11 protein-coding genes are annotated in these 12,903 nt (G+C 62.7%); 7 read left to right on the top strand and 4 right to left on the bottom strand.

Annotated features, from left to right (window positions below):
- Nucleotides 1-15: 15 nt before the first annotated feature.
- Nucleotides 16-1,128: a hypothetical protein gene (locus ACWF4Z_RS13465; RefSeq protein WP_452243290.1), complete on the bottom strand. Its 1,113-nt coding sequence runs from the start codon at nt 1,126-1,128 to the stop codon at nt 16-18.
- Between the two features lie 454 nt (nt 1,129-1,582).
- Between ACWF4Z_RS13465 and ACWF4Z_RS13460 the strand changes: the two genes are divergently transcribed.
- A complete protein-coding gene (locus tag ACWF4Z_RS13460) occupies nt 1,583-2,191 on the top strand; it encodes a hypothetical protein (protein WP_452243289.1) in 609 nt (202 codons plus the stop codon).
- A 273-nt stretch (nt 2,192-2,464) separates the two neighbouring features.
- On the opposite strand, the gene ACWF4Z_RS13455 is transcribed toward ACWF4Z_RS13460, so the two are convergent.
- Nucleotides 2,465-2,995, bottom strand: coding sequence for a COG4315 family predicted lipoprotein (locus ACWF4Z_RS13455; RefSeq protein WP_452243288.1), 531 nt, complete (start codon nt 2,993-2,995; stop codon nt 2,465-2,467).
- A 241-nt stretch (nt 2,996-3,236) separates the two neighbouring features.
- Here ACWF4Z_RS13455 and ACWF4Z_RS13450 point away from each other — a divergent pair, with 241 nt between their 5' ends.
- On the top strand, nt 3,237-3,875 hold the full coding sequence (locus ACWF4Z_RS13450) for an RICIN domain-containing protein (RefSeq protein ID WP_452243287.1): 639 nt from the start codon (nt 3,237-3,239) through the stop codon (nt 3,873-3,875).
- Between the two features lie 201 nt (nt 3,876-4,076).
- Here the strand turns inward: ACWF4Z_RS13450 and lanL are convergent, their stop codons facing one another.
- Both lanL and ACWF4Z_RS13440 read right to left on the bottom strand, forming a co-directional pair.
- Nucleotides 4,077-6,758 carry a class IV lanthionine synthetase LanL gene (gene lanL, locus ACWF4Z_RS13445; protein WP_452243286.1) on the bottom strand — a complete coding sequence of 894 codons (2,682 nt, stop codon included), beginning with the start codon at nt 6,756-6,758 and terminating at the stop codon, nt 4,077-4,079.
- A 176-nt stretch (nt 6,759-6,934) separates the two neighbouring features.
- A complete protein-coding gene (locus ACWF4Z_RS13440) occupies nt 6,935-8,110 on the bottom strand; it encodes an amidohydrolase family protein (RefSeq protein ID WP_452243285.1) in 1,176 nt (391 codons plus the stop codon).
- Between the two features lie 178 nt (nt 8,111-8,288).
- Here ACWF4Z_RS13440 and ACWF4Z_RS13435 point away from each other — a divergent pair, with 178 nt between their 5' ends.
- The 5 genes from ACWF4Z_RS13435 (at nt 8,289) to ACWF4Z_RS13415 (ending at nt 12,760) form a co-directional block, all read left to right on the top strand.
- Nucleotides 8,289-9,104 carry a hypothetical protein gene (locus tag ACWF4Z_RS13435; protein ID WP_452243284.1) on the top strand — a complete coding sequence of 272 codons (816 nt, stop codon included), beginning with the start codon at nt 8,289-8,291 and terminating at the stop codon, nt 9,102-9,104.
- 61 nt (nt 9,105-9,165) lie between these two features.
- Entirely contained in the window at nt 9,166-10,083 is a 918-nt protein-coding gene (locus tag ACWF4Z_RS13430; RefSeq protein WP_452243283.1) for an NADP-dependent oxidoreductase, read from the top strand.
- Between the two features lie 156 nt (nt 10,084-10,239).
- Nucleotides 10,240-11,043 (top strand): hypothetical protein, encoded by an 804-nt coding sequence (locus tag ACWF4Z_RS13425; protein ID WP_452243282.1) that lies wholly within the window; start codon nt 10,240-10,242, stop codon nt 11,041-11,043.
- Nucleotides 11,044-11,259: 216 nt separating this feature from the next.
- A complete protein-coding gene (locus ACWF4Z_RS13420) occupies nt 11,260-12,222 on the top strand; it encodes a zinc-binding dehydrogenase (RefSeq protein ID WP_452243281.1) in 963 nt (320 codons plus the stop codon).
- A gap of 61 nt (nt 12,223-12,283) precedes the next feature.
- A complete protein-coding gene (locus ACWF4Z_RS13415; protein ID WP_452243280.1) occupies nt 12,284-12,760 on the top strand; it encodes a hypothetical protein in 477 nt (158 codons plus the stop codon).
- Nucleotides 12,761-12,903: the final 143 nt, after the last annotated feature.

Here is a 12,903-nt window from a genome sequence, read left to right as displayed (position 1 = left end):
AGTAGAACTATCGCATCAATTGCTGCAGAGTAGGTCGATGTCGCCTCGCATATCGAGGTTGGCTTCCTGCCGGTTGGCGATCAGCAGCGTGAAGTCTCTCGAGTCGGTGAACGTGCGACTTACGGTCAATACCGCCGGAGCCGCGCCGAGCTGGACATGCGCTTCGGCGGAACCGAGAAAGCTGATGTCGAAGTTTGCGTTGGACTGATTTGTGAATTTACTCCTGACCCGGGTGCAGCCGCTGCGGTCGGGAACAATTTGCATGACCGTCGGCTGGATTGTGGCAGTTCTTTGCAACTCGAATCGACCTCGTCGAGGGTGCGCGGGCTCGCCGGGAAAACCGACGAAGGCGTCGCCGTTTACACCGAACACCTTGATTGGTTTGATGAATGCGCCGCGCCATACGAAATGGGCGAAGCTTCGGGATGTGGAGATGCCCGCACCGAACTGACCCACGGCTCCGATCGCGAGGCGGTAGGACGTGACTGAGCCCGGGGCGTTGGTATTGACGGTGACACGGCCGTTGACAGTTTTCGCGCTCCCTTGAGGCAGCCAGAGGCGTGACCTTGGGTCGAACCGCTGCAGGCTGACCGTGGTGCCATTCGGTGGAGCAGGCACAACACGGGCGGATGCCCGGAATGCGCCGGTCTCCCAATCTGTGTCCTTGACGGCGTCCAGCAGCACTTGGCGCGTGGTCACTGGGTAACGGTTCGGACTGACGGCCGCCTTGAACGTCTTGGTACCGCCGTAATAGGCGCGATAGTCGTAGGCGCCTGTCATCTTGACACTGAAAGCGAACGCGCCCGCTGAACGTGTCAAAGTGCTGGTCAGGTTGCTGTACTTGCCCAGTCCGCGCGGTGATCGCTGGAGGAAAACGGTTGCATTCTGCAAGCCGGATGCCGTACCCGCACGGGTGAGCCGGCCAGTGATTTGGATGAACGTATTGTATGGGCCTGACGCCGGTGCCATGAGGGTCAGTGATGTCTTCACGCTCGGTGCGGCAGCGGAGGACGCTGTGATCCCAGATAGGCCCACCGCCATCGCGAGCCCCAGTCCAACTGCTGCCCGTACCAAAGCCGTTCTGCCCGATCTTCCACCTTTGCCGAACCATTTGCCGGTTGCCCGCATATCTCCTCCTCAGCTGGACTCCCGCCGGGGCGCTGGAGTCATCACTGTGAGTGAATACGGAGTTTGTTGCCGAGGTGGTTCGCGACCCGACCTCGCCGACGCCAGTCTTGCGCATCCGCCCATTGGACCTAGTCTTCCTGTGGCCCACGAGCGGCCGTGTCGCTGCCTGACTCGACGTCTCTTCAGAACCGGTTCTGCGTGAGGTTGCGTACTACTCGGGAGCGAGTGGTTCCCCGGATGCTAGGAGACGCGGTATGCGAAATCGGATCACAATGGCCGCGGTCTCGGCGCTGATAGGTGCGCTGGTTGCGGTCGGTTGCCTGTCTTATGCAGACGCGCTGCCGGGTCGAGGTACGGCCGCAACCGTAGCTACTGCTGCGGCACCCGCGGTTGGCCTGGGCCTTTCCAGCCTCTGAACCCGACCAGACTGCTCAACACCCAGAAGTCCGCTTCGTTGAAGCTGAAGCCGGGCCATCAAGAGATCACCATTACGATGCCGGCCAGCGTCCCGGCGAGCGCCACCACCGTCAGCCTCGGCATCATCGCGGTCCACGGCACGGCCAGGACCGGCTACCTGACCGCCTACCCCACCGGTACGAGCAAACCTGCCATCACCTATGTCAACTACGCCGGCGGCCAGGTCGTCAACAACCTCGCGACAGTAAGACTCGGAGCCGGGCGCAAAGTCACAATCTTCAACTCGGCCGGAGCCGTCGACGTCGTCGTCGATCTCCACGGCTACCACAACCCACCAACAACCGGACCCAAGGGCTACCTCGGCTGGCTTACAAGTTTCGGTGGTACACCGGCCAGCTATGCCTCGACGGGCTTGGCTCCGGTTCTTTGGCAGCAACCGGACCCGACTCATTGGCAATTTGTCTTCCCCGGGGTAAAGTCTTCGGTAGCAAATGTGCAGTTCACGGTATTGGGAAAGACTGCCACCTTCGATTGTGCTGTCACGCCACCAGATGCCGATATTGTCCAACTTGGTCTGCTTATAGCGGTCAGCTGTACCAGAGAGCCCAGTGGCAGTAATGGCTTCAGTATTCAATTGATGAATTAGGCGACAATCCGCGAGCAGCGAGGGATTCATCCGCTGTGGAGGAGGACCCGCTGTACTGGACTGCCGTCAGTGCGACAACAAATAACATCGTCACTCTCTTTCCGCCGATGTCGTGCGGTAGAACACCGCCATTCGGCGCATAGAGCCGCTGCCGGCGGCGTGGCGGCTACGTCTGCGTGCTGCCAGGAAGGTGGGGTGAGATGCGGTGCGAAATGTTGACCGACCCGGCGACGTACATGTCGCCGGGTCGGTTGACGTCTTTCTACGGTCGGCTCACTTCTTGATTACGGGCTTGCCGTCGGGTTTGATCACGGACCATCGGCCGACGATGCCTTCGCCGTTGGTGTCAGCGGGGGCTTTGTCTTCCCTGAATCGATAGAGGGGCCACCCGGCGAGGGTTACCTGGACCAGGCCGTCCTCGCGAGGAACGGTACTCACCAGGGACTTGTCGATGCCTTCGACCTCGACCGGCGATCCGTCGGTCAGAGCGCCGGGCCAGCTGTAGAGGCAGTCGTAGTCGCATGTCACCTTGGGGTGCTTGGGATCGTCGCCTTCGAAACGGTAGGCAGTCCAACCGTTGATGGTGACGATCTGCGCCGCCGTACCCTTGACCTGCGCATCGCGGACGGCCAGATGAATCTTTCCTGGCTTCACCGTCGGTGTGGGCAGGGGCTCCGAAGGAGCAATCGGCACCTCGGGTTCGCCGCTGTTGCTGGGTTCACTCGTTGATGGCCCGGTGTTCTGTCCGGTTGGGCTGCTGGCGGTCTTCTCGCCGCCACAGGACGCCGTGCCGAGGATTGCCAACGTCATCAAGGCACCTGCGACTAGTTGCTTCTTCATGTATCTCCTTGAACCCATTGCGACTGAGGTCCCTTGGACCTGGCGGAACCGTTGATCCCCCAAAGGGATACGAGGCAGGACTCTCGGCCGGTTCTGTTCGACCCGCGTGTCGAACCCTGCAGCGCCGCCTGGCAAGGCGACTGATCCAGGCATGCGCGACCCCTCGTAGTAGAGGTGAATCAACCAACTGGAGAAGGGCAAGGTCATGTCAGTTAGAACGTTCTCGAGGGCATGGGCGGCCGTCGCCGTCGGAGCAATGGCAGTGCTGACGGCCTCGGTTGCCTCAACGGCCGAAGCAGCCACTACGGCCTCGACGGCCGACAGCCCGCGGTTCGAGACCTGGACGAACGGAAATTTCGCCCTGGGGGATGCGGTTCAGTTCGCGCCCTCGTCCAGCGGCCAAATCCGATTCGTGAAGGCATTCGAAGAGGGAGGCCAGTTCAGCGGGGCAACGGCCGGCGATCCGAACACTCCCCGCATCTTGCAGTGGGACAGAGTCCCCAGTGGTGAGAAGGGCTTCATTGTCCTGCGCAACCGTGCGACCGGACAATGTGTCGACATCCCACGCAACAAACAGAACGTCAGGATCTCGGACTTGCCGGACAAGCTCATCGGAGTCGGCTTGGTCAGCGCGGACTGCGACGCATCATCCAGTCAGAAGTTCAAAGAGAACACTGGGACCGGTAACCATTTCACGTTCCGGAACCAGCTGGCCGGGCTGTTCTTCGCCAAGACCACTAGCGGTGGGCGGACGGTCGCGACCCTCCAGCGACCTTCGAGACAAACCTTTGCCGATCTGGACTTCTTCCCGACTCTGGTCGAGATCTCGCGAACGAATAGGTAGTGTCGGCTCAATTAGCCGTGGCATCTGTTGGCACTAGTCTCATGTGGAGTGGTGTGCGCTCCCTAAAGGCGCACACCACCCATGGACTCAGTTCACGGTGCAGCCGATGCGGGTGCACGCCGAGATGCGGCCTTGGCCGTTGTCGGTCGGCTGACGTTCCGGCAGAGTCTGCAGGTCGTCGATTTCAGTGGACATTGTTGCTCACCTCCCCCTTATGTCTGGGTTGATTGCGGCGCCCGCGGTTGGATGGTCGACGAGATCGTCGACCATCCAGAGGCGGGACGAATCAGAGGCCAGCCGTGTCAGGAATCCAAGCACTCCCGCGAGGCCGTTCAGATACGCGGTGTCGATCTTTCCGGCAGCCGTGAGGAGAACCGCCCGACCTCCGCGGTGTACTGCCCGCCGTGCGAGAACCGTGGCGATATCGGTGGCTTGTTCCGCAAAGCGGATGTTGCCGGTAAGGCCGGCCATGTCCAGCAGGAAGTCCCCGTTGCCCGGGAGACCGTGGCAAGTCTCGTTGCCTGAAATGAACCGCGTGCGATACGCGGCTGTGGCAGCTTTGACGGCAAGGTCGAGCGCTGCACTGTCGCCCGTCCGACGCCAGAACCGGACGAGGAAGCTTCCGATTCCTGAGGATCCCGAGCACCAGTGCGGACTTCGTGGTCGGGTGCTGGTTCGGTCGTGCCTGTCGATCGGCCACCACACCGTGTCGCCGTCGACCTCGGCATCCGAGATGAGTATCCCTGCGATCTCGTCAACGACCGTGAGCCAGTCAGGGCGTTGGAGGAGGATACCGCCGTACTGCAGGGCCGTGCCGATGCCCGCAATTCCGTGGGCGAATCCGTAATGGCTGGTGCCGGCTAGCCGAGGGGACGAAGGTGACGAGGTCGGCCACTCCGGGCCGGCCGGACTGCGGACGATGCCTGCCAGCAGACTCTCGAGTGTCGCCTCGGCTCGATCCAGCAGGCCAAGTCGCAGCAGTGCCACAGCCGCTCCAGCAAGGCCGTGGGTGATGTCAGGGATCCCCGACGACGTCGGGATCCGGGAGCCCGCGTCGAGAGCGAAGGCCTTGGCCTTCTCGTCGTCCAGTACCTTGGCGGCGTCGTACAGGGCTAGGAGCGAGCCGCTGCGCCCGTAGTACAGTCCTGTCGGCCAACGGTCCTCCGTCTCGAGGCGTCGACGTAGCCAATCGATCGCCGAGTGCAGGACAGTCTCCAGCGTTGAGCTTGGTCGGTACCGCTGTACGGCGGTCAGTACTGCGATCTGTCCTGCCGCGCCCGTCCACACGGCGCACGGGTCGGTCTCGTTAGGTTGATCCACGACCGGCCACGGCCGATCATCAATCGACGACTTGCGAAACGCCGCGAGTATCTCCTCTAGACATCCACCAGCAAGAGACGCGACGTTGGTTTGCCCAGGTGATCGCGAGATCGCGATGGCCGGTCGGCTGGACTGGAGGTAGTCGGTGCACTGCTGAAGGTTCCATCGCGTTGCCGGCGGCGCCAGGAGACCCAGCACCATCGGCAGAACAGCCGCGAGGGCGGGCGTGCTCATGCTCATACGACGGATCTCTTCAGCTAATCCGGACCAATCCGGTGCGCCTAGACCATCGACCGGCACCCGCACCAGGTCGTGTCCCGTTGCCACGAAGCAGCTGACTGCGCCCAAGCCGAAGAGATCCAGGGAGAGATCGGGTGCCTGTCGTACGTCGCCGATCTGTCCGAGCATTTCGGGCGATACGTAGCCTGCAGTTCCGCCGATGACTGTCGGTTGGGAGGGCGCTGTTGAGTGCTCGAGGTCGACGAGCCGGAGACTCGTGTCAGGCAGAACCATCAGGTTGTTCGGTGTCAGGTCGCGGACGACGAGATTCTTCGAGTGGACGTCGGTCAAGAGACTCACCAGACGCCTTAGAACGGTCCGGGTGGTCTCGGGTGCCGTGCCGAAGCCATCGAGTCCCTGCGGACCCGCTCGATGTTCGATCCAGTCGCGCAGCGTGGTGCCCGCGACCATTTCCTCTACGACAAACAGGTGTCCGCCCTGTTCGAAGGATTCGATCAGAGCTGGGGTGATCCCCAGCGGTGCCAGGATTTCGAGTGCGTCTCGTTCTCTCGAGATCCGAGTCCGTGCGTCCAGCCCGGTCAGATCCGATGCCACGTGAGGTCTGCCCTCTTTGATCACCACAGGCTGGCTGGTCTCGGTGTCTTCTGCGACATAGATTCCGCCGCGGTTCGTGATCGTGATGGCTTCGCGGACCAGGTATCTGTCTCTCAGTCGGACGGAGGTGACGACGCGGGTAGAGGGCTGCTCGTCGAAAAGTGATGGGGCGAAGGCGGGCGGTGCAAAGCGGGGCTGTCGCAGGTCAGGAAGCAGATCGCCGGCGGGGTCAGCCAGCCAGGCATCGTAGATGCCTTCGTCGGCGAGGACACGGTGACCGCTGAAGGCGCCATACCGGTAGTGGACCAGACTTCCTGGCCGCAACTGACGGTCGGACAGGATCGCCGGTCCAGGTAGTCCGTACGTTGCCACGTCGAGGTCTAGTGCCAGTCGCCGCGCTTCGTCGTCGTTGTCTGGATAGACAGTGATGAACTTTCCACTGGAGCCACGAGGGGCTTGGGGACTCAGCAAGTCCCATAGGTTGGTCAGACGGCTCGTGAACTTGAAGAGTGTGCCTGCTGCGGTGAGAACCTCTGCGGCGCGCGACAGGACGATCGGCGCCGAAAGCATGGTGGCCGACAGGTGCAGCTTCCACCCTTGAGTTGGCGGCTCGGGCCGATCCGATCTGACGAAAGTCCAGAACTCTCGAGCCTCCACGCGGAAGGCTGTGCGGCCGTGGCGTTCAAGAACTCCCCTGAGGATGTCGCGGAGCAGATGGTCGTCTCGCATCGTTTCCCCAGTCCGTCGGGAGGTGGCCGCTGGGCTATCTTCTGCTCTCTGTCGGCTCTGAGTCGTAGGTACCCAATGCCCATCTTTCGGGCCCTGCCTGAGACCTCGGCAGGCGGCATCGAATAGGTAGGCGAGTCCTGGGATCCCGGAGCCGATGGTTGCTCGAACAGCCGTGCTTAGCGGACCTGAAAGCCGTCTCTGAAAACCATGTGCACCTGGTGGAGAGCGTCAAGGTTGGCTAGAGGATCGCCCTCGACGACTACGAAGTCAGCGTCGAAGCCGATCTGGATTCGGCCCTTTCGATGGCCAACTCCGCACGCGTCTGCTGCCAGGCTGGTGACCGAGCTCAGCGCCTCAAGGGGCGACCAACCGATAGCCGGCAATTCGCCGACAGCGTACGGGAGGATATTATGTGGCTTCCGGGCGCTCACCCCGGCATCCGTACCGACGATGAGCCTTGCGCCCGCGTTCCGAAGGTCTCGATACGCCTCGGCAACGATGTCGAGCTGGGCGAAAGACGCAGGTCGTTCGGCGCCGGGAAGCATGCCGAGTGTCATACTCACGAAGATGTTGCTATTGGCAACAGATGACAGGAGTGCCCGGTCCGGGCGAGGGCCATCGGCAGTCCAGAAGGTCACGTGCTCCAAAGTGTCGACGCCGGCGTCGATCGCGTCTGCGATGGAGGCCGGGCTGTGGACGTGAGCTGCTACAGGCAAGCCGAGCCGATGGGCTTCTTCCACGACAGTCCTCAGTGCTTGAGCGTCGTACTGCGGTTTGTGTGGCACCGAACCCGGGGTGATGTTCCCGCCGCTCGCCATGACCTTGACCACCGTGCAGCCCTTCGCATGCCGAGTCTGCACGGCGGTCCGGAGGTCTGTGCTTGAGCTCTTGGTCTCCCCGCCGAGGAAGTGGCAATGACCTCCGGGCGTGGTGATCGGCGGGCCGGCTGCGAGGACCTCAGGACCGTGTGCTGGACGGCCCTTCAGATCGTTGGCGAGTCCGACGGCGAGATAGTTGCGGTCCCCGAGGTCCCTAACGGTCGTGATCCCAGCATCCAATGCAGTTGAAGCCGAGCGACGCATTCGTTCCATCAGCTCGCTGTCGTCAGCGGCGATCAGATCTGCGACAGGATCCAGGCCCGCATCGAACGCCAGGTGGACATGGCAGTCGATCAACCCCGGCAACAGACACCTCTGCGGACCCAGGTCTATTACCTCGGCCCCGATGCCCTCGGTTCCTGCGGTTCGAGGCCGGACGTCGATGATCTTGCCGTCCGCAAGATGGATCGTAGAAGGACCTACCATCTTCGCGCCGTCGAACATGGACTCGACAGCGATGACCGTCGACATCATCTGCGCTCCCTCGTGACGTTTACTTCGCCTCGATTCGTTACGCAGGCTGGGCGGCGGTCGGTTCGTTGAACGCGGTCAACGAGGTACCGGCGCGGCTCGGGCGCGTGGGGAACCGGTCTGGCGTCGAGGTGCGTATGAGTCCTAAGAGGGTGAGTCGCCGGGAGACCTGGAGGGCAGTATGCGAAGCCGAATCACGATGGTCGCGGTCGCGGCGTTGATTGGTGCCCTGGTTGCGGTCGGGTGTCTGAGTTACGCGGATGCGTTGCCTGGGCGCAGCGTGGCCCAGGCTGCGGCAGCTGTTGCTCCGGCGGCCTCGGTCGGGCCGGGGTCATTTCAGCCGTTGAACCCGGCTCGGCTGCTGAACACCCAGACATCGGCGTCGCTGAAGTTGAAGCCCGGCCATCAAGAGGTCACCATCACGATGCCGGCCAGTGTCCCAGCCAACGCTACGTCAGTCACGCTCGGCGTGATCGCGATCCGCGGTACCGCCAGGACTGGTTATCTGACCGTCTATCCCACTGGAACCCTCAGGCCGGCCATCACCAATGTCAATTACGCCGGCGGCCAGATCGTCAACAACCTCGCCACGATCAAACTCGGCGCCGGCCGCAAAGTCACCATCTTCAACTCGGCCGGCACGATCGACGTCATCATCGACCTCCACGGCTACTATCTCCCCCCGGCGGGTGGCCAAATTGGCTACAGCGGGCAGGTCCGAGTGTCCTCGCTAGGAACGGTCGAAAGCTTCCGGACATCAAATGGACTTGCACCAAGATTCGCCCGCGTAGAAGCCGGTTCATACCGAGTGACCTTCAAGTCTGTGGGGTCGTCGGCAAAAGAGTCTGATATGGACGTCGACAGCAACCTCGTAGGAGTTTCTTGCACGGTCAATCCTCCCGGACACCTATCCGGTGAGGACATAGTTGTCGGAGTGATCTGCGCTGATGTGGATGGACGCGCGGATACGGGAATTACGGTTCGCTTGCGTGCCTAGCATCCTGGTAACGCTTGCTCGAGTCGGACTCGATGCTACCGGTCTACGGAAGGAGAGCCTCGTGAGCAGCGCCGTGGTTTTCGATCGGTATGGTGCGCCGGAGGTGCTCCACGTCGTCGAGGTCGAGACACCCGTGCCCGGCCCACGGCAGATACTGGTCCGCGTTAGAGCTGCGGGTATACAGCCGTTTGACAACTACTACCGTAGCGGCGAGATGGCGGGGTTCGTTCCCGCAGAATTTCCTCAGCAGTTAGGGAACGAACTTGCCGGCGTGGTGGAGGCCGTGGGCGACTGCGTCACTGGAGTGCGTCTCGGCGATGAGGTCTTGGGCTGGGTCGATCGCATGGCCTTCGCGCAGTACGCCGTGATGCCCGTCGACCAATTCGTCCTGAAGCCGAAGGAGCTCGCGTGGCCTGAAGCGGGCGGTTTAGCTGGGGCTGGTATGACAGCGCACACCGCCCTGCAAGCGGTCGAGCTCAAGCGGGGAGAGAAGCTGCTCGTGCATGCTGCTTCAGGCGGCGTAGGCAGCATGGCAGTGCAGATGGCGCGCGCGATCGGTGCCACCGTGATCGGGACCGCCAGCGAACACAATCATGACTACCTGCACTCGCTCGGCGCCGACGCGGTCATCTACGGCGACGGATTGACTGAAGGGCTACTCCAGCTAGCACCTGGAGGAGTAGATGCGGTGATAGACGCTGCAGCAACCGATGAGTCATTGAGAGCCTCGATCGACCTCGTCCAGGACCGCGACCGAGCCGTTACGGTCGGAATCAATCCGCTCGCAGACGAGCTCGGCATCCGCCAGGTGGCCGTCGACCGCTCAACTCAGCGACTCAACGAGCTCACCCGATTGGTCGAAGCCGGTTCCCTCCACGTCAACATCCACAAGACCTTCCCTCTTGATCAGACCGCGGCCGGCCAGCACATAGTCGAGGCCGGCCACGTCAGGGGCAAGGTCGTCATCACCATCGACTAACCGCCGGATACAGATCCTGCCTGCGGGCGAGACCGTAGGTTGCCGCCGAGGAGCAGCTCGAGGTCAGTCATGTTTCCGGGTCGCTGCTTCCAGACGGCGATCCGGGCCGTGCGGCGGTTGCGTACTCCTACCAGGACACATATCTGGAGGATGAATATGGGCGCTCGGTCGCTGCTGCAAAGTCTTGTGGTGGGGATAGCTGGGGCTGCAGTTGCTGTTGGCGGTCTGGGGGTCGCGGATGCGCTTCCACAGCGTGATGCGGCGGCCGCCACCGCTGCAGCGGTGGCGCAGCCGCGACCAGGGTCGTTTCAGCCGATCACACCGCAGCGGGTGCTGACGACGCAGCAGTCGTCGGCGGGGAAGTTGAAGGCAGGTGAGACGCGACTCATCACCTTCCCCGGGCAGGTCGTGCCCCCGAACGCGACGGCGGTTTCGATCAACGTGACCGCGATCAAGGGCAGCAAGTCGGGATACCTGATGGTCTTCCCCGGCGGTGAGCCGAAGCCGGTCAGCAGTGCAGTCAGCTACACCGCCGGCCAAATCATCGCCAACCACGCCACCATCAAACTAGGCACCAGCCACAAACTCGCCATCTTCAATTCGGCCGGCCTGGTGGATGTCAACATCGATGTCCAGGGCTACTACCTCCCCCCGGTGACAGGTCCTACGGGCTTTGTTGCTTGGGCCAAAGTGGGCGTCGATGGTTCTGTCGTTGACAAATTCAATTTGGCCGGGAATGTTTTCGTCGAGCATGACGCACAGCCATATTTCGTCACATTTGTTGGAGTGCCAGCCGGCGTACACGCCGCCATCCAGGTCACACCCGCGTTCGCGCCAACATCAAGTACCCCGGTTTGTAATGGAACTGCCCTCGTGAACGGCAAATTCAGGGTCAGGTGCTATTCGAGCGACACCGGATCTCCGGTAGACACGGAGTTTTCGATCACGATCATGGGATAGGTCATCCGGCGGTCTCCAAGAATGTCGTGGAGCATGAGCCGACGAATCGCGGCCCACGGGCTGGTTCGTATTGACCGAGTGGCGTCGCGTCGGATCGGCCAGCGGGTCGAGGCGGTGGAGGATGCCTGTGTTGCGCCGCGAACTAGTTGTGAGCCACAGCACGTAGATATCTGTATCCCTTGCGCGGGGTTCGTCCATCGAGGAGAGGTATCACCTATGCGCGCGCTTGTTGTTGATCACTCGTCGTCGGACCACCTCGAGCTACGAGACGTCCCGTTGCCGTTCCCTGGACTGGATGAAGCGGTGGTGAAGGTGGTGGCGACCTCGTTGAACTTTGGCGAGGTCGCACTCAGTCGGAAGCCGGACATGCGGGATGGTTGCGTGTTGGGCTGGGACGCGGCCGGAGTGGTGGTGGAGGCTGCCGTCGACGGCAGCGGCCCGGCAGTCGGAGAACGTGTCGTCACGCTCGGGTACGACGGCGCCTGGGCGGAGTACCGCGCTGCCTCGACTCGCTGGATCGGCCTCGTGCCGGACGGTGCGGATCTTGGCGTGGTGAGCACCATTCCCGTCGCTGCGCTTACCGCGTTGCACGTGCTCCGGTTGATGGGTCAGACCGTCGGGCGCCGGGTCATGATCACGGGCGCCTCTGGCGGAGTCGGGAGGTACGCCGTCCAACTTGCGGCGCGCTCCGGTGCGGAGGTGGTCGCAGTGACCGGCAGCTCTGCTCAGGCTGACGCGTTGCGGATGCTCGGTGCTACCGAGGTCGTCGACACACCTGCCAAGGTCCAGCGGCCCGTGTACGCCGTACTCGACAACGTCGGTGGAGAGCAGCTCGTCGAGGGGTACGACGCGTTGGAGGCCAACGGACGCTTGATCTCCGTCGGAAATGCGTCGAAGGGCGACTCCGTCTTCCCGCCGGAATCGCTGCGCCCTCTTGGCGGGCGGCATGGTCGACGCATCGAGAACTTCTACCTGCTTGCCGATTGCTGTACCGACTTCTCCGCTGATCTGACCTGGCTTGCCGCCGAGGTCGTGGCCGGCCGGTTGGATCCGGCAGTGAGCTGGCGGGGCGACTGGAGCCGGCACGCGGAAGCCACCGATGCACTCCTGGGCCGCAGGCTCCACGGCAAGGCTGTCCTCGACGTCGACGAAGGTGATCAGGATTGGCAGATGCCGTGACCGTGATCCAGCCTGCGGAGCTCGCGGGGTCGATTGGGCAGAGCGAGCGCGGCGTGCACGAATGATCCCCCGTCTCTGGCTCGGGGCCTCCCTCATTCTGATCGCAGCCTCTGCATGCGCCGGCCCACGCACCACCGGCGAACAGCCCGTACCTCTGACCTCGCCCCACAATCCGCCGACGGTCCACCCAACCACCCAGGTGTCTCCCGGCTCGGCCCTCCTGACAAGGCAGGAGACGGTTGTCGCTGGGCACCATACGGAAGTTGTCGCGGTCAACAAACGCGTCGTCTACAGGCACCTGAGTGATCACACCAATCCACCCGAGGTCACCTGCTACGACCAATGCTCCATCGGCTGGCGTCCTGTCGTCGTCGATGGCTCCGCGTTGTCAGTCGTGCGTCTCGACCGGAACAACGTCGGCTCGGTAGTCCGCGCGGACGGATACGTTCAATTGACCTACCGGGGCGCACCGTTGTATTTGCATCCAGGCAAGTCGGTCAGCTCGACTGACGACTGGGAGGTCGTGATGGCTGATTGACGAACAGGACCGATGCCAGGCTTTGCCGCCCCGTCGGCCTCGGGGCGGAACTGCAGCTGTCCGCCCGGACGCGCTGAAGTTGAGGCAAGCACCGGGCTAGCTCGGCTGACCAATCCGGTCAGGCCTGCGGACGGGGAGCGGCC

It is taken from the genome of Kribbella sp. NPDC055071, assembly GCF_053608045.1.
This window is presented reverse-complemented; position numbering and strand designations above follow the sequence as displayed.

Excerpts from the sequence above, each read along its gene's own strand:
- ACWF4Z_RS13465 (WP_452243290.1), bottom strand. The coding sequence starts at position 1,128 with ATGCGGGCAACCGGCAAATGGTTCGGCAAAGGTGGAAGATCGGGCAGA.
- ACWF4Z_RS13450 (WP_452243287.1), top strand. The coding sequence starts at position 3,237 with ATGTCAGTTAGAACGTTCTCGAGGGCATGGGCGGCCGTCGCCGTCGGA.
- lanL (WP_452243286.1), bottom strand. The coding sequence starts at position 6,758 with ATGCGAGACGACCATCTGCTCCGCGACATCCTCAGGGGAGTTCTTGAA.
- ACWF4Z_RS13440 (WP_452243285.1), bottom strand. The coding sequence starts at position 8,110 with ATGATGTCGACGGTCATCGCTGTCGAGTCCATGTTCGACGGCGCGAAG.
- ACWF4Z_RS13435 (WP_452243284.1), top strand. The coding sequence starts at position 8,289 with ATGCGAAGCCGAATCACGATGGTCGCGGTCGCGGCGTTGATTGGTGCC.
- ACWF4Z_RS13425 (WP_452243282.1), top strand. The coding sequence starts at position 10,240 with ATGGGCGCTCGGTCGCTGCTGCAAAGTCTTGTGGTGGGGATAGCTGGG.
- ACWF4Z_RS13420 (WP_452243281.1), top strand. The coding sequence starts at position 11,260 with ATGCGCGCGCTTGTTGTTGATCACTCGTCGTCGGACCACCTCGAGCTA.
- ACWF4Z_RS13415 (WP_452243280.1), top strand. The coding sequence starts at position 12,284 with ATGATCCCCCGTCTCTGGCTCGGGGCCTCCCTCATTCTGATCGCAGCC.